The 24,994-nt window shown below is 38.8% G+C and carries 23 protein-coding genes and 3 pseudogenes; 17 read left to right on the top strand and 9 right to left on the bottom strand.

The features are described from left to right. Positions 1–3: 3 nt before the first annotated feature. Complete coding sequence (locus PARC_RS07175) at positions 4–1,008, top strand: LacI family DNA-binding transcriptional regulator (protein ID WP_010552528.1); 1,005 nt, start codon at positions 4–6, stop codon at positions 1,006–1,008. Between the two features lie 72 nt (positions 1,009–1,080). Here the strand turns inward: PARC_RS07175 and PARC_RS07170 are convergent, their stop codons facing one another. Beyond that, positions 1,081–1,749: a DUF2987 domain-containing protein gene (locus PARC_RS07170; protein ID WP_007585308.1), complete on the bottom strand. Its 669-nt coding sequence runs from the start codon at positions 1,747–1,749 to the stop codon at positions 1,081–1,083. Further along, positions 1,742–2,548, bottom strand: coding sequence for a glucosaminidase domain-containing protein (locus tag PARC_RS07165; protein ID WP_010552527.1), 807 nt, complete (start codon positions 2,546–2,548; stop codon positions 1,742–1,744). The genes PARC_RS07170 and PARC_RS07165 overlap by 8 nt, the downstream gene beginning before the upstream one ends. Before the next feature lie 248 nt (positions 2,549–2,796). Between PARC_RS07165 and PARC_RS07160 the strand changes: the two genes are divergently transcribed. Further along, positions 2,797–4,089, top strand: a complete 1,293-nt coding sequence (locus tag PARC_RS07160) for an anti-phage deoxyguanosine triphosphatase (RefSeq protein WP_010552526.1) — start codon at positions 2,797–2,799, stop codon at positions 4,087–4,089. Between the two features lie 108 nt (positions 4,090–4,197). Here PARC_RS07160 and PARC_RS07155 read toward each other — a convergent pair whose 3' ends face one another. Further along, positions 4,198–6,354 (bottom strand): prolyl oligopeptidase family serine peptidase, encoded by a 2,157-nt coding sequence (locus PARC_RS07155; protein ID WP_010552525.1) that lies wholly within the window; start codon positions 6,352–6,354, stop codon positions 4,198–4,200. Positions 6,355–6,518: 164 nt separating this feature from the next. On the opposite strand from PARC_RS07155, the gene PARC_RS07150 reads away from it, so the two are divergent. Both PARC_RS07150 and PARC_RS07145 read left to right on the top strand, forming a co-directional pair. Then, positions 6,519–6,833 carry an Mpo1-like protein gene (locus PARC_RS07150; RefSeq protein ID WP_010552524.1) on the top strand — a complete coding sequence of 105 codons (315 nt, stop codon included), beginning with the start codon at positions 6,519–6,521 and terminating at the stop codon, positions 6,831–6,833. Positions 6,834–7,502: 669 nt separating this feature from the next. Next, on the top strand, positions 7,503–10,085 hold the full coding sequence (locus PARC_RS07145; RefSeq protein WP_010552523.1) for a TonB-dependent receptor plug domain-containing protein: 2,583 nt from the start codon (positions 7,503–7,505) through the stop codon (positions 10,083–10,085). 81 nt (positions 10,086–10,166) lie between these two features. On the opposite strand, the gene PARC_RS07140 is transcribed toward PARC_RS07145, so the two are convergent. The 3 genes from PARC_RS07140 to PARC_RS07130 form a co-directional block, all read right to left on the bottom strand. Continuing rightward, the gene (locus PARC_RS07140) at positions 10,167–11,168 is read right to left on the bottom strand and encodes a branched-chain amino acid aminotransferase (RefSeq protein WP_257983256.1); all 1,002 of its coding nucleotides are present in this window, start codon (positions 11,166–11,168) and stop codon (positions 10,167–10,169) included. A 200-nt stretch (positions 11,169–11,368) separates the two neighbouring features. Continuing rightward, entirely contained in the window at positions 11,369–12,421 is a 1,053-nt protein-coding gene (locus PARC_RS07135; protein WP_010552522.1) for a fatty acid desaturase family protein, read from the bottom strand. Continuing rightward, positions 12,418–13,461, bottom strand: a complete 1,044-nt coding sequence (locus PARC_RS07130) for a flavin reductase family protein (RefSeq protein ID WP_010552521.1) — start codon at positions 13,459–13,461, stop codon at positions 12,418–12,420. Before PARC_RS07130 ends, PARC_RS07135 begins: the two co-directional genes overlap by 4 nt. 275 nt (positions 13,462–13,736) lie before the next feature. Here PARC_RS07130 and PARC_RS07125 point away from each other — a divergent pair, with 275 nt between their 5' ends. The 11 genes and pseudogenes from PARC_RS07125 (at position 13,737) to PARC_RS07080 (ending at position 21,277) form a co-directional block, all read left to right on the top strand. Beyond that, a complete protein-coding gene (locus PARC_RS07125) occupies positions 13,737–14,912 on the top strand; it encodes a PQQ-dependent sugar dehydrogenase (protein WP_010552520.1) in 1,176 nt (391 codons plus the stop codon). A gap of 151 nt (positions 14,913–15,063) precedes the next feature. Then, positions 15,064–15,243 carry a DUF6435 family protein gene (locus tag PARC_RS07120; protein WP_007583346.1) on the top strand — a complete coding sequence of 60 codons (180 nt, stop codon included), beginning with the start codon at positions 15,064–15,066 and terminating at the stop codon, positions 15,241–15,243. 673 nt (positions 15,244–15,916) lie between these two features. Then, positions 15,917–16,750: a tyrosine-type recombinase/integrase gene (locus tag PARC_RS07115; protein ID WP_010555537.1), complete on the top strand. Its 834-nt coding sequence runs from the start codon at positions 15,917–15,919 to the stop codon at positions 16,748–16,750. After that, positions 16,747–17,838, top strand: a complete 1,092-nt coding sequence (locus PARC_RS07110; RefSeq protein ID WP_096058057.1) for an IS91 family transposase — start codon at positions 16,747–16,749, stop codon at positions 17,836–17,838. Before PARC_RS07115 ends, PARC_RS07110 begins: the two co-directional genes overlap by 4 nt. A 336-nt stretch (positions 17,839–18,174) precedes the next feature. Continuing rightward, the gene (locus tag PARC_RS07105) at positions 18,175–18,519 is read left to right on the top strand and encodes a hypothetical protein (protein ID WP_096058056.1); all 345 of its coding nucleotides are present in this window, start codon (positions 18,175–18,177) and stop codon (positions 18,517–18,519) included. Positions 18,520–18,538: 19 nt separating this feature from the next. Continuing rightward, a complete protein-coding gene (locus PARC_RS07100) occupies positions 18,539–18,919 on the top strand; it encodes a hypothetical protein (RefSeq protein WP_033012571.1) in 381 nt (126 codons plus the stop codon). A 146-nt stretch (positions 18,920–19,065) separates the two neighbouring features. Further along, a complete protein-coding gene (locus tag PARC_RS07095; protein WP_033012573.1) occupies positions 19,066–19,476 on the top strand; it encodes a hypothetical protein in 411 nt (136 codons plus the stop codon). A gap of 118 nt (positions 19,477–19,594) precedes the next feature. Continuing rightward, positions 19,595–19,945, top strand: coding sequence for a hypothetical protein (locus PARC_RS21610; protein ID WP_010553520.1), 351 nt, complete (start codon positions 19,595–19,597; stop codon positions 19,943–19,945). 208 nt (positions 19,946–20,153) lie between these two features. Continuing rightward, positions 20,154–20,286: pseudogene (locus tag PARC_RS22040) on the top strand (transposase); the annotation flags it as partial. A gap of 340 nt (positions 20,287–20,626) precedes the next feature. Then, the gene (locus PARC_RS21690) at positions 20,627–20,797 is read left to right on the top strand and encodes a DUF4160 domain-containing protein (RefSeq protein WP_202820786.1); all 171 of its coding nucleotides are present in this window, start codon (positions 20,627–20,629) and stop codon (positions 20,795–20,797) included. Positions 20,798–20,833: 36 nt separating this feature from the next. Then, complete coding sequence (locus PARC_RS07080; protein ID WP_033012587.1) at positions 20,834–21,277, top strand: hypothetical protein; 444 nt, start codon at positions 20,834–20,836, stop codon at positions 21,275–21,277. A 27-nt stretch (positions 21,278–21,304) separates the two neighbouring features. Here the strand turns inward: PARC_RS07080 and PARC_RS07075 are convergent. Then, positions 21,305–21,705, bottom strand: a pseudogene (locus tag PARC_RS07075) (GNAT family N-acetyltransferase). Between the two features lie 233 nt (positions 21,706–21,938). Between PARC_RS07075 and PARC_RS07070 the strand changes: the two are divergent. Next, entirely contained in the window at positions 21,939–22,448 is a 510-nt protein-coding gene (locus PARC_RS07070; protein ID WP_010553516.1) for a hypothetical protein, read from the top strand. Between the two features lie 515 nt (positions 22,449–22,963). On the opposite strand, the gene PARC_RS07065 is transcribed toward PARC_RS07070, so the two are convergent. Further along, positions 22,964–23,827 (bottom strand): hypothetical protein, encoded by an 864-nt coding sequence (locus PARC_RS07065; RefSeq protein WP_010553515.1) that lies wholly within the window; start codon positions 23,825–23,827, stop codon positions 22,964–22,966. Between the two features lie 383 nt (positions 23,828–24,210). On the opposite strand from PARC_RS07065, the pseudogene PARC_RS21540 reads away from it, so the two are divergent. Then, positions 24,211–24,366: pseudogene (locus PARC_RS21540) on the top strand (IS3 family transposase); the annotation flags it as partial. Positions 24,367–24,395: 29 nt separating this feature from the next. Here PARC_RS21540 and PARC_RS07055 read toward each other — a convergent pair. Continuing rightward, entirely contained in the window at positions 24,396–24,986 is a 591-nt protein-coding gene (locus PARC_RS07055) for a DUF2238 domain-containing protein (RefSeq protein WP_010553513.1), read from the bottom strand. Positions 24,987–24,994: the final 8 nt, after the last annotated feature.

Below are 24,994 nucleotides of genomic sequence, written 5' to 3'. Positions count from 1 at the left end.
AACATGGCAACAATTTATCAAGTCTCAGAGCTTGCGGGCGTATCGTTAGCCACCGTTTCTCGCGTGATGAACAAAAATACCCGTGTAAGCGATAAAACTAAACAAAAAGTGCTTGATGCTATGGCGCAGCTTGGCTACAAGCCTAATTCAATAGCGCAATCTTTAGCCTCTAACTGTACTAACAGTGTCGGTATTTTAGTGTCTGAGTTACATGGCCCTTTCTTTGCCCAAATGATGGCAGGTATTGAGTCAGAGCTTCGTGCTGCGGGTAAACACGTTATTATTACCACCGGACACAGTGAAGAAGACAAAGAACAAGAAGGCATTGAGTTTTTAATTAGCAGACGCTGCGATGCCATTATTTTGCACGTAGAAGCCGTCTCAGACGACTACCTAATAAAACTAAGCCAAGGCTCTACACCCGTTTATTTAATGAGCCGTTACGTAGAGCAACTAAAAGACAACTGTATCAGCCTAGATAATCAATTAGGTGGTTACCTAGCCACTAAATCGATATTAAATCAAGGCCATACACAAATAGCGTACATTGCAGGCCCGCAGTTTAAAGCCGATGCTTTTAACCGCTTAGAAGGTCATAAACAAGCGCTTACAGAGGCTGGTGTTAAATTTGATCCTACGCTTTATTATATTGGCGACTTTAACGAAACTGGCGGTAGTAAAGGCTTAAAACATTTTATTGATGAAAAACTTAGCTTTACTGCACTGGTATGCGCCAATGACGAAATGGCCTCCGGTGCCATGAAGTATGCACGAGAGCACGGTTATAATTTACCAATTGATTTATCGATTGTTGGATTTGATAACGTTATTTTTGCAAACTACCTTTACCCTACACTCACGACCATAGATAATCCGGTCGGGAAAATGGGCGAAATGGCAGCTAAATTAGTGCTTAAAGACGTATATCAAAATAAAAACCTCGTTATAAATCGCTTTTTTGAACCTACTTTAATGCAGCGCGATTCATCAGCACCACTTATTAAATAAAAACCAAAGACTAAAAACGAGTACTGATTTTGGTACAAAAAAAGCGGCTAAATGCCGCTTTTTGTATGTGAGCTACTTAACAATCCAAGGCGTTACTTTAATAACGTTCGATATATCGCCAAGCACTGCGCTATCATCTTCCCAGCTATCTTCAACTGCAAAATAACACACTGACTTTTCACACGTTATATTTTCATCATCAAATTGCATTGGGCTTTTAAATGTAACTGCTACGCCCTTTTGCTCTGGTAATAAAAACCACATTAATTTACTTACAAAAAAGCCCGACAAATCAGTTAATAGCTCATCAAGTTCTTCGTTAATGGTATATAACGACTGCTTTGAAAATGCTAAACCTTCAAGTTCGTTTGCTTCTATTTGTAGCTTTAATTGGCAATCGTGTACAGGATTGAGCGGCTCTACTACAATGACCGCTTTATCGGTATCAAGCTGCTTATCGAACGGCAATAGTAATTGTGCTTTATCGGTAAAGTTAAGTGGATACTCGTTTCTTTCGGTTAAAATAGTACCGCTTTTAATCGCACATGTTTCATTAGTACCAATATCACTAATGTAAAAGTTAACTCGCGCATATTGAAAATCGCCTTTGTTAACAATTTTTAAGCGGTCGTAAAAACCGTCATACGACATCACAAACTCTCTCGCATTTACATTAAATGCACTGATGCTCAGCAGCACTAACACAATAGCGTTGGTACAATTAAAAATGTATTTATTCATCAAAGTAGGCTCTATTTTGGCTAATCATCGTGTTTAACTCTTCTATATACGCTTCACCGCGCTCAGAGTAAGACATTAAACCTTGTGTAAGTTCAGTCGCTAAAATTGGTTTTTGCTCAAGACGTAAGTTTTCACGTATTGCGCGCAAATCTTTATAAGCAGGATGCGTATTTATGTTTTTAAAGTAAGAGTTTATAGCAGCTCTTACCGATTTAAACGCAGCAACTTCGTGCGCAGCCCCGGTATTACGGCGTTTTGGCACCATGCCACAACCTTTTGTGTAGCACCACTGACCAAAAAAGTTAAGGCCAATACGTGCAAAACGTGATGTGCCCCATGCAGATTCGTTTGCAGCTTGCATAAGCGCTAATTCTTTAGGAATTATATCAACACGGCGTAGTGCTTGCGTAAGTATTAGCGTATCAACCGTGGTTGGTAAGTCATACGACTTTAAAATTTTAGCAATATCTTTGTTTTGCTTTTTTTCTAAAGGTAATTCGTTTTGTAACATCATGCGTGCTATTTCGAGCTTAGCGCGTTGCTGTAATATTTTTTTATTTTCGGCTTCAACGTGCGGACGAATAAAGCTAAAAAATGCATGTTTTTTTTCTTTAACATCACTAAATTCTGAAAATTTTGGCAGTTTTACATTATGTAATGGTTTTTCTTTTTTCTTCACTTTTTTTGGTTGTTCTGACGTTTGTTCATCTAGTTCAACATCATCATTTTGTATAAACGGATATGCAAGCGCCCATACAAAAAACACGGTTAGTAAAAGCTTAAAAATCGTTTTTAACATGTATTCTCTCTTTGAAACAACAGCTATGCATGGTTAATACACAAGCATACGAAGGCGCATTATACCTAAGCCACTTTATAAACGCGAATAACTGGGGTTTGATGACCTTTTACGGTTGAATTTTCAGCAGTGTATTTGAATTTTAGATAAAACAGAGCCTATGTAGTGCATTTGTTCATTCGCAATTTATAAGTCCATGGGTATACTGGGCAAAGTTTAATAATATTAACTATGTGTGAGTAAGCAGTATGAATAAACAATGGCAAAGCCGAATAATAGAGCAATATAAACATCGTCCTAACGATAATCGCTCGCCGTGGCAGGTCGATCGTTCGCGTATTATTCATGCAGCTGCATTTAGGCGTTTGCAAGCTAAAACCCAAATTATGGGCATTGGCCTAAACGACTTTTACCGCACTCGCCTTACCCACTCTTTAGAAGTATCGCAAATTGGTACTGGCATATTGCGCCACTTAAAAGCGCAACATAGCGACTTTACGCACTTTCCATCAACCGGACTGCTAGAAACACTGTGTTTGGCGCACGATATTGGCCATCCACCTTTTGGCCATGGTGGTGAAATAGCGCTAAATTACATGATGCGCGATCACGGTGGTTTTGAAGGTAACGCACAAACACTGCGCATAGTTGCAAAACTTGAGCCCTACAGTAATGGGCACGGGATGAACCTAACTCGTCGTACTTTATTAGGTTTTATAAAATACCCCGCGTTTATTAATACGCTTTGGCATACCATTCCCGACGATACAACCGGTCGTGCATTTATAAAAGCAGATGATTGGCGACCTGCCAAAGGGTTGTACAACGACGATGCAGCCATATTCAATTGGATAGTAGAACCACTGAGTCAAAACGATAAAACGTTGCTGGGTAACCATGCCGCTATTGATAAGTACCGCGCTAAAACAACGTATAAATCGCTCGATAGCGCAATAATGGAACATGCCGACGATATAGCATACGCCGTACACGACTTAGAAGATGCCATTGCAACCCATGTACTTACGCTAGACGATTGGCAAACTCATGCTCTACCTCATTTAAAAGCACTAAATTTTGACTGGTTAAACACCATGCTTGAGTCGCTCACGAAGCGTTTGTTTTCAAAAAATGATTATGAGCGAAAAGATGCCATAGGTGAGCTGGTTAATACCTTTATTATTCATATACATTTAGATATACAAAACGATGACTTTGAATGCCCTATTTTAAAGTACACCGCTAAATTAGATGCCCAATACGACAGTGTATTGCAAATACTTAAGCATTTTGTGTTTCAGCGTTTAATACGTGACCCCGAAATGCAGCAAATAGAATTCAAAGGTCAAAACTTACTAATAGAGTTATTTACCGCGTTTGCTAGCGATCCGCTGCGTTTATTGCCCGAAACTACACAAGCACAATACATAGAAGCCGAAAAACAAAATCAAGGGATGCGCATAATTTGCGATTACTTAAGCGGAATGACCGACGAGTACGCTTATAAAACGTATCAACGATTGTTTTCACCTATGCAATAGCTAACTGCTAACTACTAACTACTAGCAAACATTAAAAAGGCCGAGTAAATTTAATTTGCTCGGCCTTTTTGCTCAGCTATTAAAGTTAGCTATTTTGTTAAAGCGCTTTTATAATGACTCTACGCCCATGTTATATAGCGTAAAACCAAATATATCAGCGTACTGCTCAATTGTTTTACTCGTTGGAGTACCTGCACCATGCCCCGCATTGGTTTCTATGCGAATAAGCGTTGGATTATTACCTGTTTGCTTTGCTTGAAGCTCAGCGGCAAACTTAAACGAATGCGAAGGGACAACGCGGTCATCATGGTCGCCGGTTGTAATCATAGTCGCTGGATACTCAACACCTGCTTTTACATTATGAAGTGGTGAATAACCTTTAATGTATTCAAACATTTCTTTGCTTTGCTCACTGGTACCGTAGTCGTACGCCCAACCGGCACCTGCGGTAAAGGTATGGTAGCGCAGCATATCAAGTACGCCTACAGCAGGTAGAGCCACCTGAAATAAGTCTGGGCGCTGCGTCATCACTGCGCCAACTAACAAACCACCATTAGATCCACCGCGAAGTGCTAAGCGCTTTTTAGACGTATACTTTTTATCTTTTAAGTACTCAGCTGCGGCAATAAAGTCGTCAAACACATTTTGCTTTTGCAATTTAGTGCCGGCATTGTGCCAGTCTTTACCGTACTCACCACCACCGCGAATATTAGCAACGGCGTACACACCACCTTGCTCAAGCCATACAGCATTAACGGGGCTAAAGCTTGGCGTTAAACTAATATTAAAACCACCGTAACCATATAAAATAGTAGGGTTTGAACCATCAAGCTTAATGCCTGTTTTATAGGTAATTACCATCGGTATTTTAGTACCGTCTTTTGAGGTGTAAAACACTTGCTCAGACGTGTAATCATCACTATTAAAATCAATAGCCGACTTACGATAAACACCCGATTCACCCGTAGTTACATCAAACGTATAAGTAGTACCTGGTGTTTTGTAGTTAGTGAATGAATAATAAAGCGTTGTTTGATCTTTCTTACCGCCAAAACCACGTGCAGTACCCACGCCTGGTAATGTAATTTCGCGAATTAGCTCGCCTTTTTTGTTGTACTGTTTTACCTGCGAAATCGCATCAACCATGTAGTTAGCAAAAAAGGTATCGCCACCTTTTGTAAGATTTAGTACGTTTTTGGTTTCAGGAATTAAATCAACCCAATTTTCAGGGCTTGGATTACTTGCATCAACCGTCACTACTTTTTTGTTTGGTGCATTAAGGTTAGTAACTAAAAACAGCTTGCTGCCTTCGTTATCAATAACTGATGTGTCTGAATCAGTATCTCCAACAACTGTTACAAACTCACTGTTTTCTTTTGTTAAATCTTTTATAAACAGCTTATTGCCTGAAGTAGACGTACTAGCTGAAATAAGTAAGTAGCGGCCGTCATGGGTTACATCAGCGCCTACATAGCGATGTTTTTGCTCATCAGTTTCACCAAATACAACACTATCAGCAGACTGTGCAGTACCTAGCTTATGGTAATACGCTTTATGCTGATCTGTTTTAGCCGAAAGTTCACTGCCTTTAGGTTTTTCGTAACTTGAATAATAAAAACCTTCGTTGCCTAACCAATCAATGCCACTAAATTTAACGTCAACAAGCGCTTCTTCAACTTGCTCTTTAGTATGTGCATCAATAACTATAATTTTGCGCCAATCGCTGCCGCCTTCAGATATTTGATACGCGAGTAATGACCCATCTTTTGAAAACGATAAACCCGACATAGACGTCGTACCATCTTCACTAAACTTGTTTGGATCTAAAAATACTTCTACGTCGCCGCCATCTTTACTGCGGTACAAAACATATTGATTTTGCAGACCATCGTTTTTATAAAAATAGGTGTAATCGCCTTCAGTAAAAGGAGCGCCTATTTTTTCGTAGTTCATTAGTTTTTCAAGGCGCTGCTTTAACTTATCGCGATAAGGGATTTGTTCTAAATAAGAAAACGTTAAATTGTTTTGCGTTTTAACCCAATCGGCAGTTTCGTCGCTCATATCATCTTCAAGCCAACGATATGGGTCGCTAACGGCTTCTTCAAAGTAGGTGTCTACGATATCGCCTTTTTTTGTTTCTGGGTATATAACTGCGTTAACTTGCTTCATAGGTGCTTTTACTTCTTCTTGAGTTACCGTATTAGTTGGCTCTGAACAGCCGCTAAGCGCTACAATTACAGCACACGCTAGAGTATGTTTAAACATCCTGAGTTCCATTCTTATTTATTAATAGTGCGCCTAAGTTATTAACTTTTAGCCCTTTTGTCTATTTAGATGCGTTAAGCGCCATTTATCGCTGTAAACAAATGTAAACTTACGCTTTAATAGCACGACCCTCATTAAAATAAAAAACAATAAAAGAGCACACTATGCAAAGTACAAACCCCACGTTTAAAAGCTTTAAAGCCTTCTACCCTTATTACTTAAAAGAGCACCGCAACGTGATTTGCCGCCGCTTACATTTTATAGGAAGCACCCTTGTTCTTGCTGTAATCGCAATAGCATTATTAAAACAACACTACAGTTTATTATGGCTATTACCTGTTATTGGATATGGATTTGCGTGGGTCGGACATTTCTTTTTTGAAAAAAACCGCCCTGCTACTTTTAAACACCCTTTTTACAGTTTATGGGGAGATTGGGTAATGTTTAAAGATATGCTTGTTGGAAAAATTAAATTTTAACACTATTTTTAGCACTCTTTTTTATACCAATTACTTATAAAAACAAAATTGCTTCATGCTTTAAAGTATAGGTTCTAATAAGTAGTACATAATTTATAGTACCCCCATTAAATGTTAATTTAGTTAACATTTAATGGGTTTATTTGTATTTTAAATTTTAAAAAATATTTATAGCTCAACAGCTATTTATTGCCAGCCCAATAAAAATGATTCCCTACCCATAATTAATTTAAACCACCCATCTCATCTTACCAGTTAATTAAACGTTAAATTTAACTTTTAAATATAATTCATTATCCATCAATTACTTAGCAATTACCTTCGCTATATAACTAAAACAATGATCATTATAAAAAACAACTAAATGTAATTATAAAAACCCTTAAATTAATTGAATGTTATTCAATTGACTGACTTTGTTAATTAAGTATATGTTCAAGGTAACAAAAAAGTTTATACCAATCCGCTTAATTAAGTGATCTATTTTGAGGATGGAAAAACGTGTTGATAGCTAGGCAAAAAATTCGCTATTTAGTTGCTCTAAATGAGAATTTTTTAACGCAGGTAACGGCACGTTTAGCCCCTAAAAATGATTAAGTATTATTGCGGGTTGGTATTAATCTTTTTGTACAAAACTAAAATAATTCAATGGGTATGGGGAAATACAGCATGAATAGAAAACCGTTATTTAAATTACAGCAATCGGTACCACAAATATTACTCGCAATGAGCGCGTCTGCTGCACTACTTGGTTCGCTCTGCGTAAATGCTGCAGAGCAAGACACTAAAGCAGAAGAAAACATCGAACAAATAAGCGTAATTGGCTCTCGCCGATTAGGCCGTACAGTAGAAGACAGCGCAGTACCCATCGATATAATTGGTGCAGATGCACTTAAAAACTCAGGCTTTACTGAAACGAATGCCCTGCTTAGCAGTTTATTACCCAGCTTTAACTTCCCACAAGCATCACTTACTGATGGCAGCGACCATGTACGCCCCGCTCAGCTTCGTGGCTTGGCACCCGATCACACATTAGTACTTGTTAATGGTAAGCGCCGCCACAGCAACGCATTACTTAACTTAAATGGCTCAACGGGTCGTGGCTCATCATCGGTTGACTTAAATGCGATACCTGCAAATGCTATTGCCCGTATTGAAGTATTACGCGATGGTGCAGCAGCGCAATATGGCTCTGATGCTATAGCTGGTGTTATTAATATTGTACTTAAAAGTGCCAGCAGCGGTGGTTCAGTTGCGGCTATATATGGTGCTAACGTAACCGAAATGGACGGTGTACCACAGCTAAAATCAGTATCTGAAGGCAGTGATGGTAATTTAGCCTTTACCGAAGGGGGCGATCGCTCTTTAACCGATGGTCAAACATTAACGCTGCAAGGTAATATGGGTTTTGAGCTTGGCGATAATGGCTTTTTAAACATCTCAACAGAATACCGCGACCGCCATTCAACTAACCGCTCAGACTACGATAACCGTGAAAACTACGCACGCATAGATGACGGATCAGTAGATGGCGCGCTTGACCCACGTGAACTTACCGTAAATCGATATAACCATAACTTTGGTAATGGCGATGTTGAAGATTTTTCAATGTTTTATAACGCAGGTTACCAGTTAACAAACGAAGTCGACTTATATTCGTTTGGCTCTTACAGCAAACGTGAAGGCGAAGGCGGCGGGTTTTATCGCCGTGCAAGCGATAGCCGTAATATAGAAGAAGTTTACCCTGACGGCTTTTTACCTGTTATTACCTCAGACATAGATGACTTTTCACTGGCACTTGGCGCTAAAGGTTTTGTAAGTGAATGGAATTACGATGTATCGGCCGTATATGGTCAAGATGCATTTGAGTTTGGTGTTATAAATAGCTTAAATACCTCATATGGCCCTACTAGCCAAACAAGCTTTGATGCAGGAACACTTACCTACGATCAACTTACTTTAAACGTTGATTTTAGCCGCGAGGTAGACGTCAGCTTTTTAGAAAGCTCTGTAAACGTAGCTGTAGGTGCTGAGTATCGCCGCGAAGGATACCAAATAGATGCAGGCGAAGAAGCATCATATGCACAAGGCACATTTGGCCCAGGAGGCGCAGTAACCGACCCTGTTGATGGCCCATTTGGCGCAGCGGGCGCACAAGTATTCCCGGGGTTTACACCCGAATCAGAGGGCGATAACAGCCGCCACAACGTGAGCTTATATATAGACCTTGAAACCTACCTAACCGACGATTGGAATTTAGCGGTTGCCGCCCGTTATGAAGATTACTCGGACTTTGGCGATACACTTAACGGTAAAATTGCAACTCGTTATTCATTAACTGAAGACTTAGCACTACGCGCCTCTGTATCTACTGGTTTTAGAGCACCTTCTTTGCAGCAACAATACTTTACCTCAGTGGCCACTGTATTTGTTGATGGCGAACCAACCGAAACAGGTACCTTTGCACCAAGCAGCGATGTAGCAAAAGCACTGGGCTCACCGGGTCTTGATGCTGAAGAAGCAACAAACTACGGCGTTGGTTTTACATGGTCTACCGACTTTAATTTCAGCTTATCGGTTGATTACTACCAAATATTAATTGATGACCGTATTGTATTATCAAATAACTTATCGGGTGCTGCTATTGAGCAACTACTTGAAGGTACCGGTGCTAATCAGGGCCGCTTCTTCTTAAACGCAATTGACAGTAAAACCCGTGGTGTTGATGTGGTTGCCTCATATAATGTAGCAACTGATGGTTATGGCGATTTAGCCTTTAACCTAGGTTACAACTACGGCAAAAATGAAGTAACAAATATTATCGACCCACCAGCAGAGCTACAAGGTGCAGGGTTTGATCAAGACAACTTGTTCTCAGGCACTGAGCTACGTCGTTTTGAAGTAAGCACACCGCGTAATAAGTACAACTTAAGCGCAACATGGACAAACGATGATATTCGTACAACGCTTAGAACAACACGTTACGGCGAAACTCAAGACCCTTCAGATAACCCAGAACGTAACGAAGTGCTTAAGCCTAAATGGATAACCGACTTAGATGTCGCCTACTCGCTTAGTGAAAACGTATCGCTGAGCTTAGGTGCTAATAACATTTTTGATGTTTACCCAGATGCAACCCGTGAAAATGTTGACGATGTAACCACCTTCTCACGTTTATTTGCTTACTCTAGCTTCTCGCCGTATGGATTTAACGGACGCTACGTGTACGGTAAAATAGAAATGAAGTTCTAATAAGCACAGCTTAAAGTAACCAAACACAAAAAAGCCACCGATTAGGTGGCTTTTTAATGCGAGTTGCTATTAAATCTATAATTAGATTTTAGTTAACCAGCCGTGCTTGTCTTCACTTTTACCCCATTGAATATCGTTCAATGCTTGGCGAAGGCGCGCAGTCGTTGGGCCTGGCTCGCCAGTACCTACTTTGTATTCTTTATCGTTATGAATAAACGTACCCACAGCAGTTAGTACAGCTGCAGTGCCCGAAAGCGCCGCTTCAGTACCTGGTTTAGCAGCACGCTCTAGTAGCTCAGTAACGCTAAAGTTACGCTCGCTTACCGTCATACCTAAATCTTTGGCTATGGTTAAAATACTATTACGCGTTACACCATGTAAAAACGTGCTATCAAGCGCTTTAGTAATAATTTCGTTGCCATCAATAAGTATAAAGTTAGCAGCACCGGTTTCTTGTACGTCGCCACCTGGGCAAAATAAAATTTGATCTGCTTGATACTTAGTTCGTGCAGCACTAATGGGTGCTAGTGCGCTGGCGTAGTTACCACCACTTTTTACCATACCCATGTGCGGAGCGCAGCGCATGCCATCTTCTTCAAGCAGTACGCGCAGTGCAGTTGCACCACCTGCAAAGTAATCACCCACTGGCGATAGTAACGTATATAAAAGCGAGCTCATTGATGGCGCAGCCGCTTTACCAATTGCAGCCTCAGTACCAATGTGCGTTGGGCGAATATACATAGAGCCCGGCGGTAATGGCGTTTCATCTGCGTATTCGCGCATAATATCGATAATCATCGTTTTTAGCATATCACTGTCAAAACTCGGTAAGCTTAATAGCGCTGAGCTTTGTTGCATGCGTGCAATGTTTGCATCCATTCTAAAAAGATAAACAGAACCATCTTCATGGCGAAAGGCTTTTAAGCCTTCAAAACATGTACTTGAATAATGAAGAACGTGCGCACCAGCATGAAGTTCAAGTTTATCGGAAGGGACAATTGAGCTTTCGCTCCATTTATTATCAGAAAAACGAGCTTGAATCATCTGCGGCATAAACACGGTACCAAATGCGGCCATTTTAATCTCTCTTGTGTGGTCTATTTTCCTCCATTGTATGACAATCACACGCTATTTAACCATAGCTAAAGTAAGGCTTTTTTAATTAACTATGAGAAATTTTTGCAAGTGCTGTTTACTAATCAACCGTATTGAGTGCAATAAACAAAAAAATCGGTCAGTGTAGTTACACAGACCGATTTTTTAATTCGTTAATTAAAACATGTTTATTTAAACGAATATTTAATAATACGTTTTAACACCGACGTATACTGCCTAAAAAAACCACCCGTATGGTAATCAATACCGTGTTTTTTCAAAACAGCCTGTACTTGAGGCGCTACTTCTTGATAGCGCGAAGACGGCATATCAGGAAATAAATGATGCTCTATTTGGCAGCTCAAATGCCCTGTTAAAACATGAAACCAATGCGGTCCTTTAATATTAGACGAGCCCAGTACTTGGCGGTAATACCACTGCCCTTGGGTTTCGTTTACGCAGTCTTCTTGTTTAAAAGTTTGCGTTTCTTCAGTAAAGTGACCACAAAATATTATGGTCGACGTCCATAAATTACGGATTAAGTTTGCCACTAAATTACCGGCCAATACCCATAAAAATAAAGGCCCTGCAAGTAACGGAAATATCGCATAATCTTTAATTAACTGGCGAGCGCCTTTACTAAAAAAGCGATGCTTTAATGTAGAGTGTGATACAAGCCCTTCGCGGTTTTCTTTCTTTTTACCAATAAAAACACGCTCTGCAGCCAACTCGTGATACGACACGCCCCACTGAAATAACACACTTAAATTAATATACGTAAAAAACTGCCATACATTTTTAAAACGCCACTTGAAATCATCGCTTAAACGCAACAAGCCATAACCAAAGTCTCTGTCTTTACCAATAATATTAGTATACGTATGGTGTTCAAAGTTATGAACGCGGTGCCAACTTTGCCCATCGCACGCTATGTCCCACTCATAATGCTGTGAGTTAAGTTGCTTGTCGTTCATCCAATCGTATTGACCATGCATTACATTGTGGCCAATTTCCATATTGTCTAAAATTTTAGCAAGCGCTAATAGCAACACACCTGCAACCCACAATAATGGCTGAATAAAACCAAGCATTAGCAAAATTCGCCCGCTCCATTCACACACTCGCTGTTTACGCACAACAGAGCGAATATAGTCAGCATCTTGTTGGCCTACTTTGCCAAGGGTGTCCATTTTAATGGCATCTAACTCGCTTGCGAGCATGTCATAGTTTATGTTTTTCATAATTGTAACTCCAAATCACTAACAGGTTGGCTTACGCAAAGTTGTATTAATTGCTCGCCGTTGTCACTCAATTCACCTGTTTTTAAATTACGTACCACGCCTGACTTTTTAATACATTGGCATTGATGACAAATACCAATACCGCAACCGCGTTTAACGGGTAGCTTTTTTTCTTCAAACTGAGTCAGTAAAACATCGTTGCCCGATACAACATGGGCACTGGCGTTAATTTTTACATTAAATTGGCTATTGTCGTTTAAGCTAGGCAGCGCCAAACCAAAGGCTTCTTGGTAGTAATTTAGCTTATGCGTTTTAGCAAAATCGCTCACCGTTTGCATAAATGCTGCAGGGCCACAGCAGTAAATGTCTGGATTTTCCCACGGCTTAATATTGCTGGTTATATCGCTTGATTGCTCACGCGTTAATAATAAAAACGAAAAATGCTCAAACTGAGCCGCTAACTCACTCAGCTCATCAACACATTGATGCTCAGTAGCTTTAGCGTAATACACTAACGACACTTTTTGTGTAGTTTGGCTTAAGTAATCATCAAGCATAGCCAGCATAGGTGTTATACCCGACCCACCGGCAATAAAAGTGGCTGGCGTGTGTGTGTTTTTAAATACAAAGTCGCCGCTTGGCGCAGAAATATTGCACCACAACCCCGCTTTTAATGCGCTACTAAGTAAGCCAGTAAAGCGCCCTTGCGTATTTGTTTTGATTAGTAAACGCACTAAACCTGTATTTTTAAATTGCTGAGCGCTTGAAGCCACGGTAAAAACGCGTGTTAATAATCGCCCATTAATTTCAAGCGTTAAACTTATATGCTGCCCTGACGTATGCGCCTGCCAATGTTTGCTTGGCTTAAGTTGCACACTTAAAAAGCCGCCATCAAGCACAGCTGTATTAACTACTTGCGCTCTAAACTGCCCTGCACGCCATTCAGGTTTAAACACCTGTATTATTGGCTCTATGTAGCCTGCAAAACTTTGATGGTGTAAAAACCATTTTGAAAATTGGTTTAATACTTTAATTATCATCACTATTAATCTCTTGGGTCGTAAAATACTTAACGTTTGAACTTACACGTGTACGCTCAAACTTCAGCGCACAAGTGTACGCTGAAATTTTTAGTTTTCAACCCCAATAGAGTAATTATTCAATTTTTTATTAGCGCTAATTACTAAAACAATTTTCTGTTAAAAGGTCATCGTATAAAAATATAAGTGTGTGTTTTTCATTCAACTCAACGCTTAACAAATTTATTTATGCCATGTTAAGGTTATGTAAGATTGGATTAATTTTGGAAGCCATAATGATAAATTTAATGTCACATAACACACTCCCTAAACTAATAAGTGCAGGCTTAGCCGTTGCTATATTTGCTATTAACGCACCCGCGCATGCAAAAAGCGATTACGTAAAAAACTATAAACAGCTCGATACTTTATCGCTTAGCGTTAACGCAGTAACAGCGGCAGAAGGTGTGGTTATACCTTGGGCTATTGAGCCTTTAGCTAATGGTGATTTACTAATATCTGAGCGCAGTGGAACATTATTCTTATTACCTAAAAATACAACTAAATTAACTAAGGTCTCTGGGCTTCCCGGCATTGATGCTAATGGCCAAGGTGGATTGCTTGATTTATCACTACACACCGATAGTAAGCAAAACCAATGGCTGTACTTTAGTTACTCAAGTAGTGAGGGCAAAGGAAGCGGAAGTAACACCGCCTTAATGCGCGCCAAGCTAAATAGCGATCATACGCAGCTATCTGATCAGCAATTGCTATACAAAGGCGAGCATAATACTACCAAAGGCCAGCACTACGGCAGCCGTATTGTGTTTGATAATGAAGGTTATGTTTATTTTTCAATTGGCGATCGCGGCGCACGCACTATAAACCCACAAGATCTCACGCGGGACGGCGGTAAAATTTATCGCTTACGCGATGATGGCCGTATCCCAAGCGACAATCCGTTTGTTAAACAAAAAGATGCAAAACATGCGGCATGGTCTTATGGGCACCGTAATCCACAGGGCATGTGGTTTGATAATCAAAACAATATTTTATGGTCTCACGAGCACGGACCACGCGGCGGCGATGAACTTAATATAATAAAAAAAGGTGCTAACTACGGATGGCCTTTAGTAAGCTATGGCGTTAACTACAGCGGTACCAAGTTTACAGACCTTAAAGAAAAAGACGGCATGCAATCGCCCGTATTACATTGGACCCCTTCAATTGCCCCTTCCGATATGTTGTATGTAACGAGTGATAAATACCCAAAGCTTAAAGGTAAGCTATTATTAGCATCAATGAAATTTGCATTCATTAGCGCACTGGAGCTCTCAAAAGGTAAGGTTGTTAAGCAATATAAAATACTCGATGGAATAGGCAGAGTACGCAGCTTAGCCCAAGGCAGTGATGGTTTTATTTATTTAGGTATTGATGGGCAAGGTATTAAACGCCTAGAGCCAGAAACGTAAGCACTAGAACTAGCACACAGTACGCAAAATTACACCGTGTTTACTTTGCGCTTTTAAAGCGCAAAGTAAACATTTTCACCAAACAAAGAACTATTAAGCCCATTAATGCGTACACTAACTAAATATAATTTAATAAATTAAGAGAATACTAATGTTTTCATTTTTAAAGCCTGACCCAATAAAAAAACTGCGTAAAGAATACGACGTAAAGCTAGAGCAAGGCATGCAGGCACAAAGAAAAGGTGACATTAAAAGCTTCGCCATGTTAAGTGCAGAAGCAGAAAAAATCTGGAGTGAAATAGAAATTCTAGAGGCTAAAAAAGCCAAATAATACCAATCGTGTTAAGTTATTAGGCATTTATAGCTACGGGTAAATAAAGTGATAACAAGGCATAAATTTCGACATGTAATTGTTCTACTGAGAAATTTATAACGCCGTTAACGCTTTATTTAGCACGCTAGAAAGGCTAAATATTTAAGTCGATTGGTATAAGTACATCGTGTCTGCCCTGTTTTAAAAGAAGGAAGACGCGTTTAGTAAATAGTTCATGACCTCGCTTTACAGCTTCCACCATCCGTAAACCACCTTTTATAATACGCCTACACAAATAAGTGTACTTAAAGCGGTTACTTGCATTATCGCCACCGTTTTTTAGTGAATATTAAATGACGCGGATTTAAAATCGGGTTTGGTTTTCATTTTAAATATTCAATTGCTGTATTTACATACAGCGCTGGCGTTTTTCCTCCTAAGTCAAAAAATGAGGACGTTTTCCTCTTTTTTGGATATTATTAAAAGAACAGCCCGACTTAAAGTTTAATACTCGCAATGTGTTACAGGATTTGTTATTAATATTAAAAATAATTAAGAGGACATACATTGCTCATAAAAAGAGGAAAGTGTCCTCTGATAAAGCTGTTGAACTAAGCCGCTACGCGGAGATCCTATTCTGACCATTTGAGCCACACTTACCTTGGGGTTATCCCATATTTGGAGGTAAGTCATGAATACACTCATTGAACAAGTCAAAATTGAAATAGCCTACCGTGGTTATTCACAAAGTACCTGTAAAAGTTACTGCGAGCATTTACTTAAACTCAGCCATTATTTTAATAAACCACTCGATTTAATTACTGATGATGAGCTGAATATCTTTTTTAAAGATCCCGCCATTCGCAAGCTCTCCAGAGCGAGTCAAAAAATACAAATAAACAGCATTTGGTTTTTGTTTAAGAATATTTTACACCGCCCACTGAACTTAGACATAGCCTTGCCTAAAGCAAAACCTCGGGCACCTACTTATTTATCGCGTGATGATATTCGACGACTTATAGAAAGTTGCACGGATATGCGCTTAAAAACATTGATAGTGGTGTGTTATGGATGTGGTTTGCGTATTGGCGAACTGCTGCGCATCAAAGTGCAAGACATCGATGGACAGCGTAAAACCATTTTAATTGAACATGGTAAAGGAGATAAGTCACGCTATGTTGTTGTATCAGATAGCGTGCTAAATCAATTACGTTGCTATTGGAAAATGTATCACCCAACGGGCTGGATGTTTTATTCACGATGGTTAATGGATAAACCTATGTCACCCTCAAGCTTCAGAAAGGCATTGAAAAAACATGCACAAATGTGTGGTTTAAAGCACTGTAATCCACATGTATTACGCCATGCTTATGCAACACATCAACTTGAGTTAGGGATGCCGCTTCATCAACTTCAACATCAGCTTGGTCACAGTGACATTAGAACCACGCAAAGTTACTTACACTGGTTACCTGAATTAGGGCATGGTGGTATTGATTTACTCGCAAGTTGGGGAAACCAATGAGAGGCTTGCACCTCGCTGATATTTTAAATTCTGGCCTTGGGAATTATCGGCAGCACCACATAATGAGTTATCAGCAGTTACGAGTCTGCCAACACCTTCAATCATGCAGAACGGGTCAGCTCGGTTATCAAGCATGGCAATGTGATAACTGTAGTGAAGTACAACAAATTGGATGTAGCTGTCGAGATCGGCATTGCCCACGTTGCCAAGGGATGGCTACGGCTAAATGGGTGCAAAGACAACAAGAGGATTTATTATCGTGTCGCTATTTCCACCTTGTTTTTACGCTCCCGCATGAGTTAAATATCATTGCGCACTACAACCCAAACGCGTTGTATCACTGTTTATTTAAAGCTGCATGGCAAACGCTGTGTAAATTTGCGAAACGAAAGAGGCATGGCCAGTTAGGCATGACAAGCGTACTGCATACGTGGGGGCAGAACTTAAGTCAGCATATTCACCTGCATTGCTTGATACCCGCAGGCGCGCTTGATAAAGCGCACTGGCATGAAATAAAAAAAGGCTATTTATACCCCGTTAAAGCATTATCAACAGTGTTTAGAGGGAAAATGCTCGCGGCGCTCAATGAATGCGATAGTTCATTCGCGAAGGTAAGCACACCAACCAAATGGTGCGTGTATAGCAAAGCCTGTTTAACGTACAGTGAAAAGCTAGTTAGTTACCTTGCTCGTTATACCCGAAAAGGCGTGATGTCAGAATCGCGATTAGTGTCAGCGACTGAAGAAACAGTGAGCTTTAAATACCGCGATTATGCAGATAACAACCGCGATAAAGTCATGACTCTGAGTTGTGATGAATTTTTACGGCGCTACTTACAACATGTATTGCCCAAAGGGTTTATGCGCATTCGTCACTATGGCTTTTTAGCTAATGCGTGTCGCAAGCGAAAGTTAGGGTTAATAAAGGCTCAAGTATCAGCAACCCCATGCAAAGCGGTGAAGCCGAAGGTAGAGCAAGAACGATTAATACCCCATTGGTCTTGCCAGTCATGCAAGACGGGTACCTTACGATTTATTGGTGTGATGAATTTAGATGAGGCGACAAATAAAATAGCGCGAACGAGTTAGCAGCCTTGCTTGCTGCATCAAATCAATAAGTTAACCTGCTTAATTGCTCAGGCTAATAGCGACTGTGCGAGCGAAAAATATCCTTGCTTAACGGTTAAACATTCGGTTTAATGAATAGATAATAAACGCTGAGCAATGCAGGGAAAGCTTAAATTATAATAGGTAAGCTTATTAAATTAGCTGATTTAGCTAGAGCCTCTAAAAAGCAAATTCCCATAGCATAAACAACACCAACTCTGACACACCGAGCAGGTAGCGCCTCAGTCCAACAAGCGATTATGCAACACAAACTGCGTGTCGCATAAATACTAAAGTGTTATGTTTCAAAAGGGGTCTATGCCTTTAAATAACTTTCAAAAGAAGCTTTTAGAAGTTTCATCTAAAACTAAAGGGAATGCAGGTTACGCTGCTAGGTCTAGTATCCGTCATATTCACAGAGCATTTGAATTAGCTAATTCAATGCCTGAAGTTTCTGCATTTTTAGCAATCACAGCCGAAGAGGAAGCATCAACAGCTCTATTTTCTGCTTTAAAATGTAATAAATACACAGAAGCTAAAATACTAAGTAAAAGAAACCATAAACATAAAGGTGGTGTTTACCCGTTTCTAATGCTGGTAGGAGAGACATTGAATGTAAAAAATCATGAACTCCCAATACAAACAACATTTGAAATCCCCTAATGAAGTGTTAAGAATACGTATGTTTTTAGGTGAATTCGAAGGTGAATATAAATTTATATATCCTGACCCTCCATTGAACCTGGTCTCAGTAGACCCATCTGGTTCACCTAAGGATTATTTAAAAGATGTCAGGAATGTAGCACAAGAGAAAGGCATTGATTCAATTTATGAACACATAAAAGAAGTTGCTAATATTCGTAATAAAATGCTTTATGCATCGGATAATGCAATTCCATCCGTGGAAAATATTAATGAAATGTTGCAACGTCATATTGGTGCCACACTATTGATACATATGATGTATTTGTTTGTTATTCAGCACCCTAAACAGAACTTGGTAGAAGAATGTTTAACTGTTTTTATCAAAATTCAAGACCAAATTGAGAGTAAAGAAACATAACAAGAAAATAAACAAGGACAAAAAACAGTTGGTTTTTGCTCCTGCGTCGCTAATTTTAACCAACTATTTTTTGCCTGTTATTTGGGCGTTAGGTACTTCTAGTGTTTAGGTGTAATTTTCAAGTTTTATTGATATCAATTATTGGAATGCCATTCATTGCATCAGCGCAAGATGATAAGTTGTGCGAACACTTAATTTCCTTTGCTAGCAAATCAAAAGTCGGTAAACCTCTAAAAGTTAAATTGATTAATGATTGGGCTAACTTCTCAAAGAGCTGTGAACATAATGAAACAGAGGAAGGTAAGGAATTCTGTAATTACTTAATAAAGAACACTTCAACTGAATTTATGAATATTAATTTATCCAGAGTGCTTAGTTGTAGTGTAAATGATTTTAATCTTGGTAGTGTTCACCTAAATAAGATATCAGGTGAATTTTCAGTATTTGAAACACCTAGCTTAAATCAAGATATTACATTGAATATAAATTTCTCAATTGGCGATGATATAATAAAAGATTTTATAGAAATCAAGGCTGAAAATGAGCCTGTAGAATAAGTACCTAACAAGGCAATAAAGCCGGACAAAAAACAGTTGGTTTTTGCTTCTTCGTCGCTTATTTTAACCAACTATTTTTTGCCTCTTATTGAGGCGTTAAATTGCAAAAGGAGTTCGGGTGATATTCTCCCCAAAAGGATTTAATGAGTTAGCTGTGAAATATGCTCACCTGAAAAAATCATTTATTATTTCAACTGTTGTTCTTATTGTTCTCTTCTTTATATTGGGCAATATGAGTCAGCAAACTCCATACCTATCATTTGCCGCTATGTTAGCTGCAATATTAGGGGCAGAGGCATTCTTCATTGCCGGCTTCCTGCAATACTTCGGAAAGCTCGACTCAAGTACCTCAATAAATTCGTTTTGGTATTCTGTAACTCTAGCTAAAGAGTGGCTGGAGGTTGTTATGTTTATTGTTTTACTTTTAATGCCTCTTGCAATGGCTGTTATGTTGGCTTACGGTGTGTAAATGCAACTTAACAAGCTAATAAATAAGGACAAAAAACAGTTGGCTGTTTTCGTTCCTCAACATTTTAGCCAACAATTTTTTGCCCATTATTAGGGTGTTAGTTTACAAAAGGAGTTTGGCGGTGTTTGAGAGTATTGCGATCTATTCAAAATTAGGATGACACCCATCCTAATTACCTTGAACCGACTTTCCTTTAAATAAAAAGCGGAACATTACAGTGAACAAAGGTATGAATAAATTGACCTTACGGGGTCAAATGAAAGTGAATGCCTTACTTCACGCTGCGGCAACTGTATTGCCTTGTTCATAATATAGAAAAGCTGAAAAACACGATGCATTAATGAGAGTAAGCCCTTTTAACCTAAAATAAAGCTACTAAAGCACCCATAATCCCGTCCAAAACGCCAATTAAAACAACACCAAACACTTCTTTATATGCTGCGTAAAAATACAGTAATCAATTGAACCAAAATAGGAACTCAGTTATGGTTTGTTTATCAATAAAAACAAATTTAAAAACGAGTTAATCTACAGGCTCGTTACACGTATGGATAATGCATGAGTCTTGAAGAAGAATTTGATGAGTTACAAGGACTCTTCGCACAAAAAGATTTATTAACTGAGCCAAGTCGGTCATCACGCAGCGGCTTCATGGAAATTCTCTTGGCAAAGAGAAAGAACATGAAAATAAAAATATACCAAGAAAAAGGGCACCACTTACCGCATATCCATATCGACTACGGAAGGCAACAACATGCAGCTAGTTACGCCATCGAAACAGGCGAGCGAATTGAGGGACAAGCGGGTATGCCACATGAGCCACTATTAGCGGAGTTAGCCGGTGACGTGTAACAAAGCATTATGTGCCAGTGCAAAATTAAGTTAGCATTGAGTCTTAGTATCCCATCCAAATTATTAATTAGTGCAGGTGCTATAGCTTCCACTTCTGCGATCTGGCACCTACTCTGTATTTTGGGTGGTCCTAGTTGGTTTGCATTTGCTCGGGCACCTCAACAAATAATCGACTCTTCGATTCAAGGAAGCTTACTTGCTCCAATTGGCACAATAACCGTTGCAAGCTTAATGTTTGCTTGTACTATTTTTGCTTTTTCTGCAGTTGGTTTAATTCGCAAAGTTCCTCTGCTCAAACCAGCTTTAATTACCATTGCAATGATCTGCTTATTGCGGGGGTTAATTGCAGTTCCTACATTTCTAACGTCTTCAGGTTTAGATACTTGGCAAATTGTAGCAAGTACTGTTTGGTTTTATGTTGGTATTTGTTTTGCCGCTGGTAGTTTAGAACAATATAATCTTGATAAATCAGGAGCATAACAAATTTCTTAAACTCTTCCCCCTTTACTATACCTCTCGAGTATTTCCCTCATACACATTTTCAGGGTTTATTTGCATTAGTAGCCCTGGGTTATCTATTGGTTTAAACCCGTATTGCGTATAAAGGCTATGCGCATCAGAAGTCGCTAATAAAAAGCGCCTGAGCCCTTGTAGCTCAGGGTGCTCTACTATCGTTTTAATGAGTAACTTACTCAGCCCATTTCCTTGCGAGTGCGGGGCAATAAATACATCGGCTAAATAGGCAAAGGTTGCGTTATCAGTCACTACTCGGGCAAAGCCAACTCGTTCGTTATGAGCGCTGTAAACACCAAAGCACATTGAGTTATCTATTATTGCCTCACGCTTTTAGGAATGCCTTTGGCCCAATAGCTATTAGCAATAAAGTTATAGATAACGTTAGGGTTTATTTATCTTTCGAGATTAAATTTGCAGTAATATGTTTAGCTTCAAGAAAAAGAGCTAAAACTACATCTTTTTTATCCATACCCTCAGAACCTAACGTTCAAAAAAACAACAAAAACTTTTAGATTCAATGAGTTAAATCTTATAACCTATGTACAAAAGGAATAAAACAGTACAAAATAACTAAGTACAACCTATTAAGTATATATTTTCTTATAATCAACTAAATGGAATTTAAATGTTCAAAACTCTAATAACGTTATCATTTGCACTATTACTAACTGCATGCTCAAACAAATCAGGTCTTAGCCCTACTGTCTCAACTAGCGGTTTTGACAATGCAAAAATTGTCACAATAACCCCGCATGGAAATGCTTCAGATAGCATGATTGCTACTGGTATTGGTGCACAGTGGAATTCTGCTACTCCAGATTTAGTTCTCCTACAAGTAGCTATTTTTAATGACATCTCTGCAATTACCGGTGCTGAATTAAATATTGACGGCAACAAAATAAAACTTTATACGACTAAAGGAATAACTGACTTCAATAGTAGTAGTGTGAAGCAATCTGTTAAAAGCTTTTCGACCAAATTATCAGTGATTAGAGACATTGTAAATTCAGAAAAAACTTGGATTCGTGTTTCAACACCAACTGGTTCAATGGAGAATGCTATTATCGATGGTGAAACTGACAGTAAAGCTTTCTACGCTCTGCAGCGCTTCTTGCTGGCTGTCGACTCTAAATAAAATACAATTCGCCCTAAACAATAAAATAGCCGATGAATAAGTCGGCTTTTATAATTTATGGCCCTATATTATCGCCTCAAGATTTAGTCTTGGCACTAAAAATTTACAAACCCATCATCTTATAAATTTCAGGTAAACTATTACTAGAAATAAACTAGGCAGTCACCCTAATTAAACAAATAAAACTATGCCTAGATTGACTTTCTTGATTTGGAATGGCTGTATAGTTTAATAGCTTTAAAATAAAAGAGCCTCGTTTAGTAAAACAAATCGTAAACTCGTATTGTCCCCACTTATACAGATTTAGAATTTATTGATTACGGCTTAGTAAAAGCAGTCATTAAATGACTACCCTACCATTACTTTAAAACTACGGATGAGTAGCCAACCCCCACTTCATAAAGAAAATAAATCACTGCAACTCTATTATTAACAATAATGTAAATTATAGTGTGCTTTGGGGCCTTTCATTCTGAAATCAAAAAGAACTACATTTAACGTAGAACTTTTCAATATTATCCTTTTTTATTTACTTTCTTTACGAAGAAATGACGCGTATTATTTTTCCCCATTATATATGGGGTATTACGAAGAGCTGTGTCTGAAACGATTTCGTTAATGTGATTTGTACGGTGGCCAAATGGTGGTACGTATGCATACATCATATCCGTTTGAATATATTTAAGAAGAACAGCGCTTCGGTATAAACTATCAGAAAATCTTGCAACGATATATTTTTCTGCTTTTACTGATGGCTTGAACGGTGTACCCGTTAACTCATTAGCATAACGAATAGTCCACAAACCTTGGCCGCCTAAAATTTTACAATTTAATTCCTCTAGGCCTAAGTAAAAGTCAAAACAAGCAGATCCTTCAACTTGTAAATTACCATATGAGAAATCTTGATACACACTCGGTACTGTACTATTTTTATTGTCAGCACTGTTAAGGTAAGCCTTTAAAGCTGGCTCCATATAATGCTTACTAATATAATTTCGTGCATCAAGACCTTTACTAATATCAAAATCAGTAACAGGTATCCATGCAACAAAGTGTATTTTATCTTTATTTGGGTTACCACCCGCATTCATTAGGGCCGCGAACCCTAACCCTTTAAGTGCGCCTAATCCACCACCTGCTAGTAAACCAATTGATGCACTAGTACCGTAATTGAGAACGTTTTGGTATTCATCTTCAGATAACTCTTGGTCTTTAATATTAAATGGAACTGAGTCAAAACCAGATTTTAAAACTTGCATTGCAAAAGAATCGTCTTGATTAAGTTCAAGTGGGGTTACATCTTTTTCTTTAGGTGCTAAAGAGCAACCACCTAGTAGCAGCGATGTAACAGTAATACCTGATAAAATTAAGTTTCTCACTTATTGGCCTTTAGATAATTTATTTGCTTTATGTAGATTAATACCAACTTGAAATCATGCAATAAGTGGTACTAGTATGTTGTCAAACTTACTTACACATTTCATGTGCAGCGGCATAATAAATTAAATACAATGCTTTTTGTAGAAAGAAAAGGCTTTTTCACAACAAAAGTATTAATAAGTTTGTAGTTTAGGATACTTAAAGTTTTCTTTAAACCTTGAAGTCACAAATTAATAACTTTTAATATGCGTGATGGAAATAGTAAAGGCATTCAAATGTAAATTTCTGTTGTTGGCTAATAGGTTAGTAGTGGCATAGTTAATTTGGCCACCCATTAAAAAAGAAATGTTATGCTAATAAGCATACAAATTTGGGTGAAAAAATGACGAAATTAAAACGCGAAACATACTCCACTGCAATCAAATTAGAAACTGCTCAACTTGTAGAAGACCAAGGTTACACAAGAAGAAGCAGCCAAAGCGGTGGGGGTGGTAAATCAACCGTGAGTATATGGGTTACTCAATTAAAGCTAGAACGTAATATAGTCTTTTTATAATGAAATTTGAATCAATAATCTTTAACGTTTTTAAGCTGTTTGTCGTGTACTCTTGAAAGTACTAACAGCGAGCAAATAGCCCCAAATAACGCCAGTCCCATATCTGATTGGGTATCCCACACGTAACCTTGTGTGCCTAAAAACGCTTCTGCGTTTTCGCCGCTTAATACTGCAACCCACCATTCTATTAATTCGTAAAACGCGCTAAATGCTAAACATACCGAAATAACAAAGGTGATTAACCAGCCTCGACCATTTACTACTTTTTTGCGCAGTAAAATTTCGCGTGCTAGTAGTGCAGGTACAAACCCTTGAAAAAAGTGCCCTACTTTGTCGTAGTTATTACGCTCGCTACCAAATAGGTTGTCGAAAAAAGGGACTTCGGCGTAGGTGTAATGTCCGCCAATCATCAGCACAATGCAATGCGCTAAAATAAATGTATATAAAATAGGGGTAAGTTTAAAGTGGCTATAGGTACTTGCTAGCAGCACTAAACCAATAATTGCGGGGATAACTTCAAGCAGCCATGTAAATTGATCTTTTGGGTTAATACCAGACCAAATTAATACAATAAAAAACAGGCTCAGCCATAAATACTTCATTTAGAATC

This window comes from Pseudoalteromonas arctica A 37-1-2, assembly GCF_000238395.3.
Taxonomy (GTDB): Bacteria; Pseudomonadota; Gammaproteobacteria; order Enterobacterales; family Alteromonadaceae; genus Pseudoalteromonas; species Pseudoalteromonas arctica.
This window is presented reverse-complemented; position numbering and strand designations above follow the sequence as displayed.

Excerpts from the sequence above, each read along its gene's own strand:
- PARC_RS07175 (WP_010552528.1), top strand. The coding sequence starts at position 4 with ATGGCAACAATTTATCAAGTCTCAGAGCTTGCGGGCGTATCGTTAGCC.
- PARC_RS07170 (WP_007585308.1), bottom strand. The coding sequence starts at position 1,749 with ATGAATAAATACATTTTTAATTGTACCAACGCTATTGTGTTAGTGCTG.
- PARC_RS07165 (WP_010552527.1), bottom strand. The coding sequence starts at position 2,548 with ATGTTAAAAACGATTTTTAAGCTTTTACTAACCGTGTTTTTTGTATGG.
- PARC_RS07160 (WP_010552526.1), top strand. The coding sequence starts at position 2,797 with ATGAATAAACAATGGCAAAGCCGAATAATAGAGCAATATAAACATCGT.
- PARC_RS07155 (WP_010552525.1), bottom strand. The coding sequence starts at position 6,354 with ATGTTTAAACATACTCTAGCGTGTGCTGTAATTGTAGCGCTTAGCGGC.
- PARC_RS07150 (WP_010552524.1), top strand. The coding sequence starts at position 6,519 with ATGCAAAGTACAAACCCCACGTTTAAAAGCTTTAAAGCCTTCTACCCT.
- PARC_RS07145 (WP_010552523.1), top strand. The coding sequence starts at position 7,503 with ATGAATAGAAAACCGTTATTTAAATTACAGCAATCGGTACCACAAATA.
- PARC_RS07135 (WP_010552522.1), bottom strand. The coding sequence starts at position 12,421 with ATGAAAAACATAAACTATGACATGCTCGCAAGCGAGTTAGATGCCATT.
- PARC_RS07130 (WP_010552521.1), bottom strand. The coding sequence starts at position 13,461 with ATGATAATTAAAGTATTAAACCAATTTTCAAAATGGTTTTTACACCAT.
- PARC_RS07125 (WP_010552520.1), top strand. The coding sequence starts at position 13,737 with ATGATAAATTTAATGTCACATAACACACTCCCTAAACTAATAAGTGCA.
- PARC_RS07120 (WP_007583346.1), top strand. The coding sequence starts at position 15,064 with ATGTTTTCATTTTTAAAGCCTGACCCAATAAAAAAACTGCGTAAAGAA.
- PARC_RS07115 (WP_010555537.1), top strand. The coding sequence starts at position 15,917 with ATGAATACACTCATTGAACAAGTCAAAATTGAAATAGCCTACCGTGGT.
- PARC_RS07110 (WP_096058057.1), top strand. The coding sequence starts at position 16,747 with ATGAGAGGCTTGCACCTCGCTGATATTTTAAATTCTGGCCTTGGGAAT.
- PARC_RS07105 (WP_096058056.1), top strand. The coding sequence starts at position 18,175 with ATGCCTTTAAATAACTTTCAAAAGAAGCTTTTAGAAGTTTCATCTAAA.
- PARC_RS07100 (WP_033012571.1), top strand. The coding sequence starts at position 18,539 with ATGTTTTTAGGTGAATTCGAAGGTGAATATAAATTTATATATCCTGAC.
- PARC_RS07095 (WP_033012573.1), top strand. The coding sequence starts at position 19,066 with ATGCCATTCATTGCATCAGCGCAAGATGATAAGTTGTGCGAACACTTA.
- PARC_RS21690 (WP_202820786.1), top strand. The coding sequence starts at position 20,627 with ATGAAAATAAAAATATACCAAGAAAAAGGGCACCACTTACCGCATATC.
- PARC_RS07070 (WP_010553516.1), top strand. The coding sequence starts at position 21,939 with ATGTTCAAAACTCTAATAACGTTATCATTTGCACTATTACTAACTGCA.
- PARC_RS07055 (WP_010553513.1), bottom strand. The coding sequence starts at position 24,986 with ATGAAGTATTTATGGCTGAGCCTGTTTTTTATTGTATTAATTTGGTCT.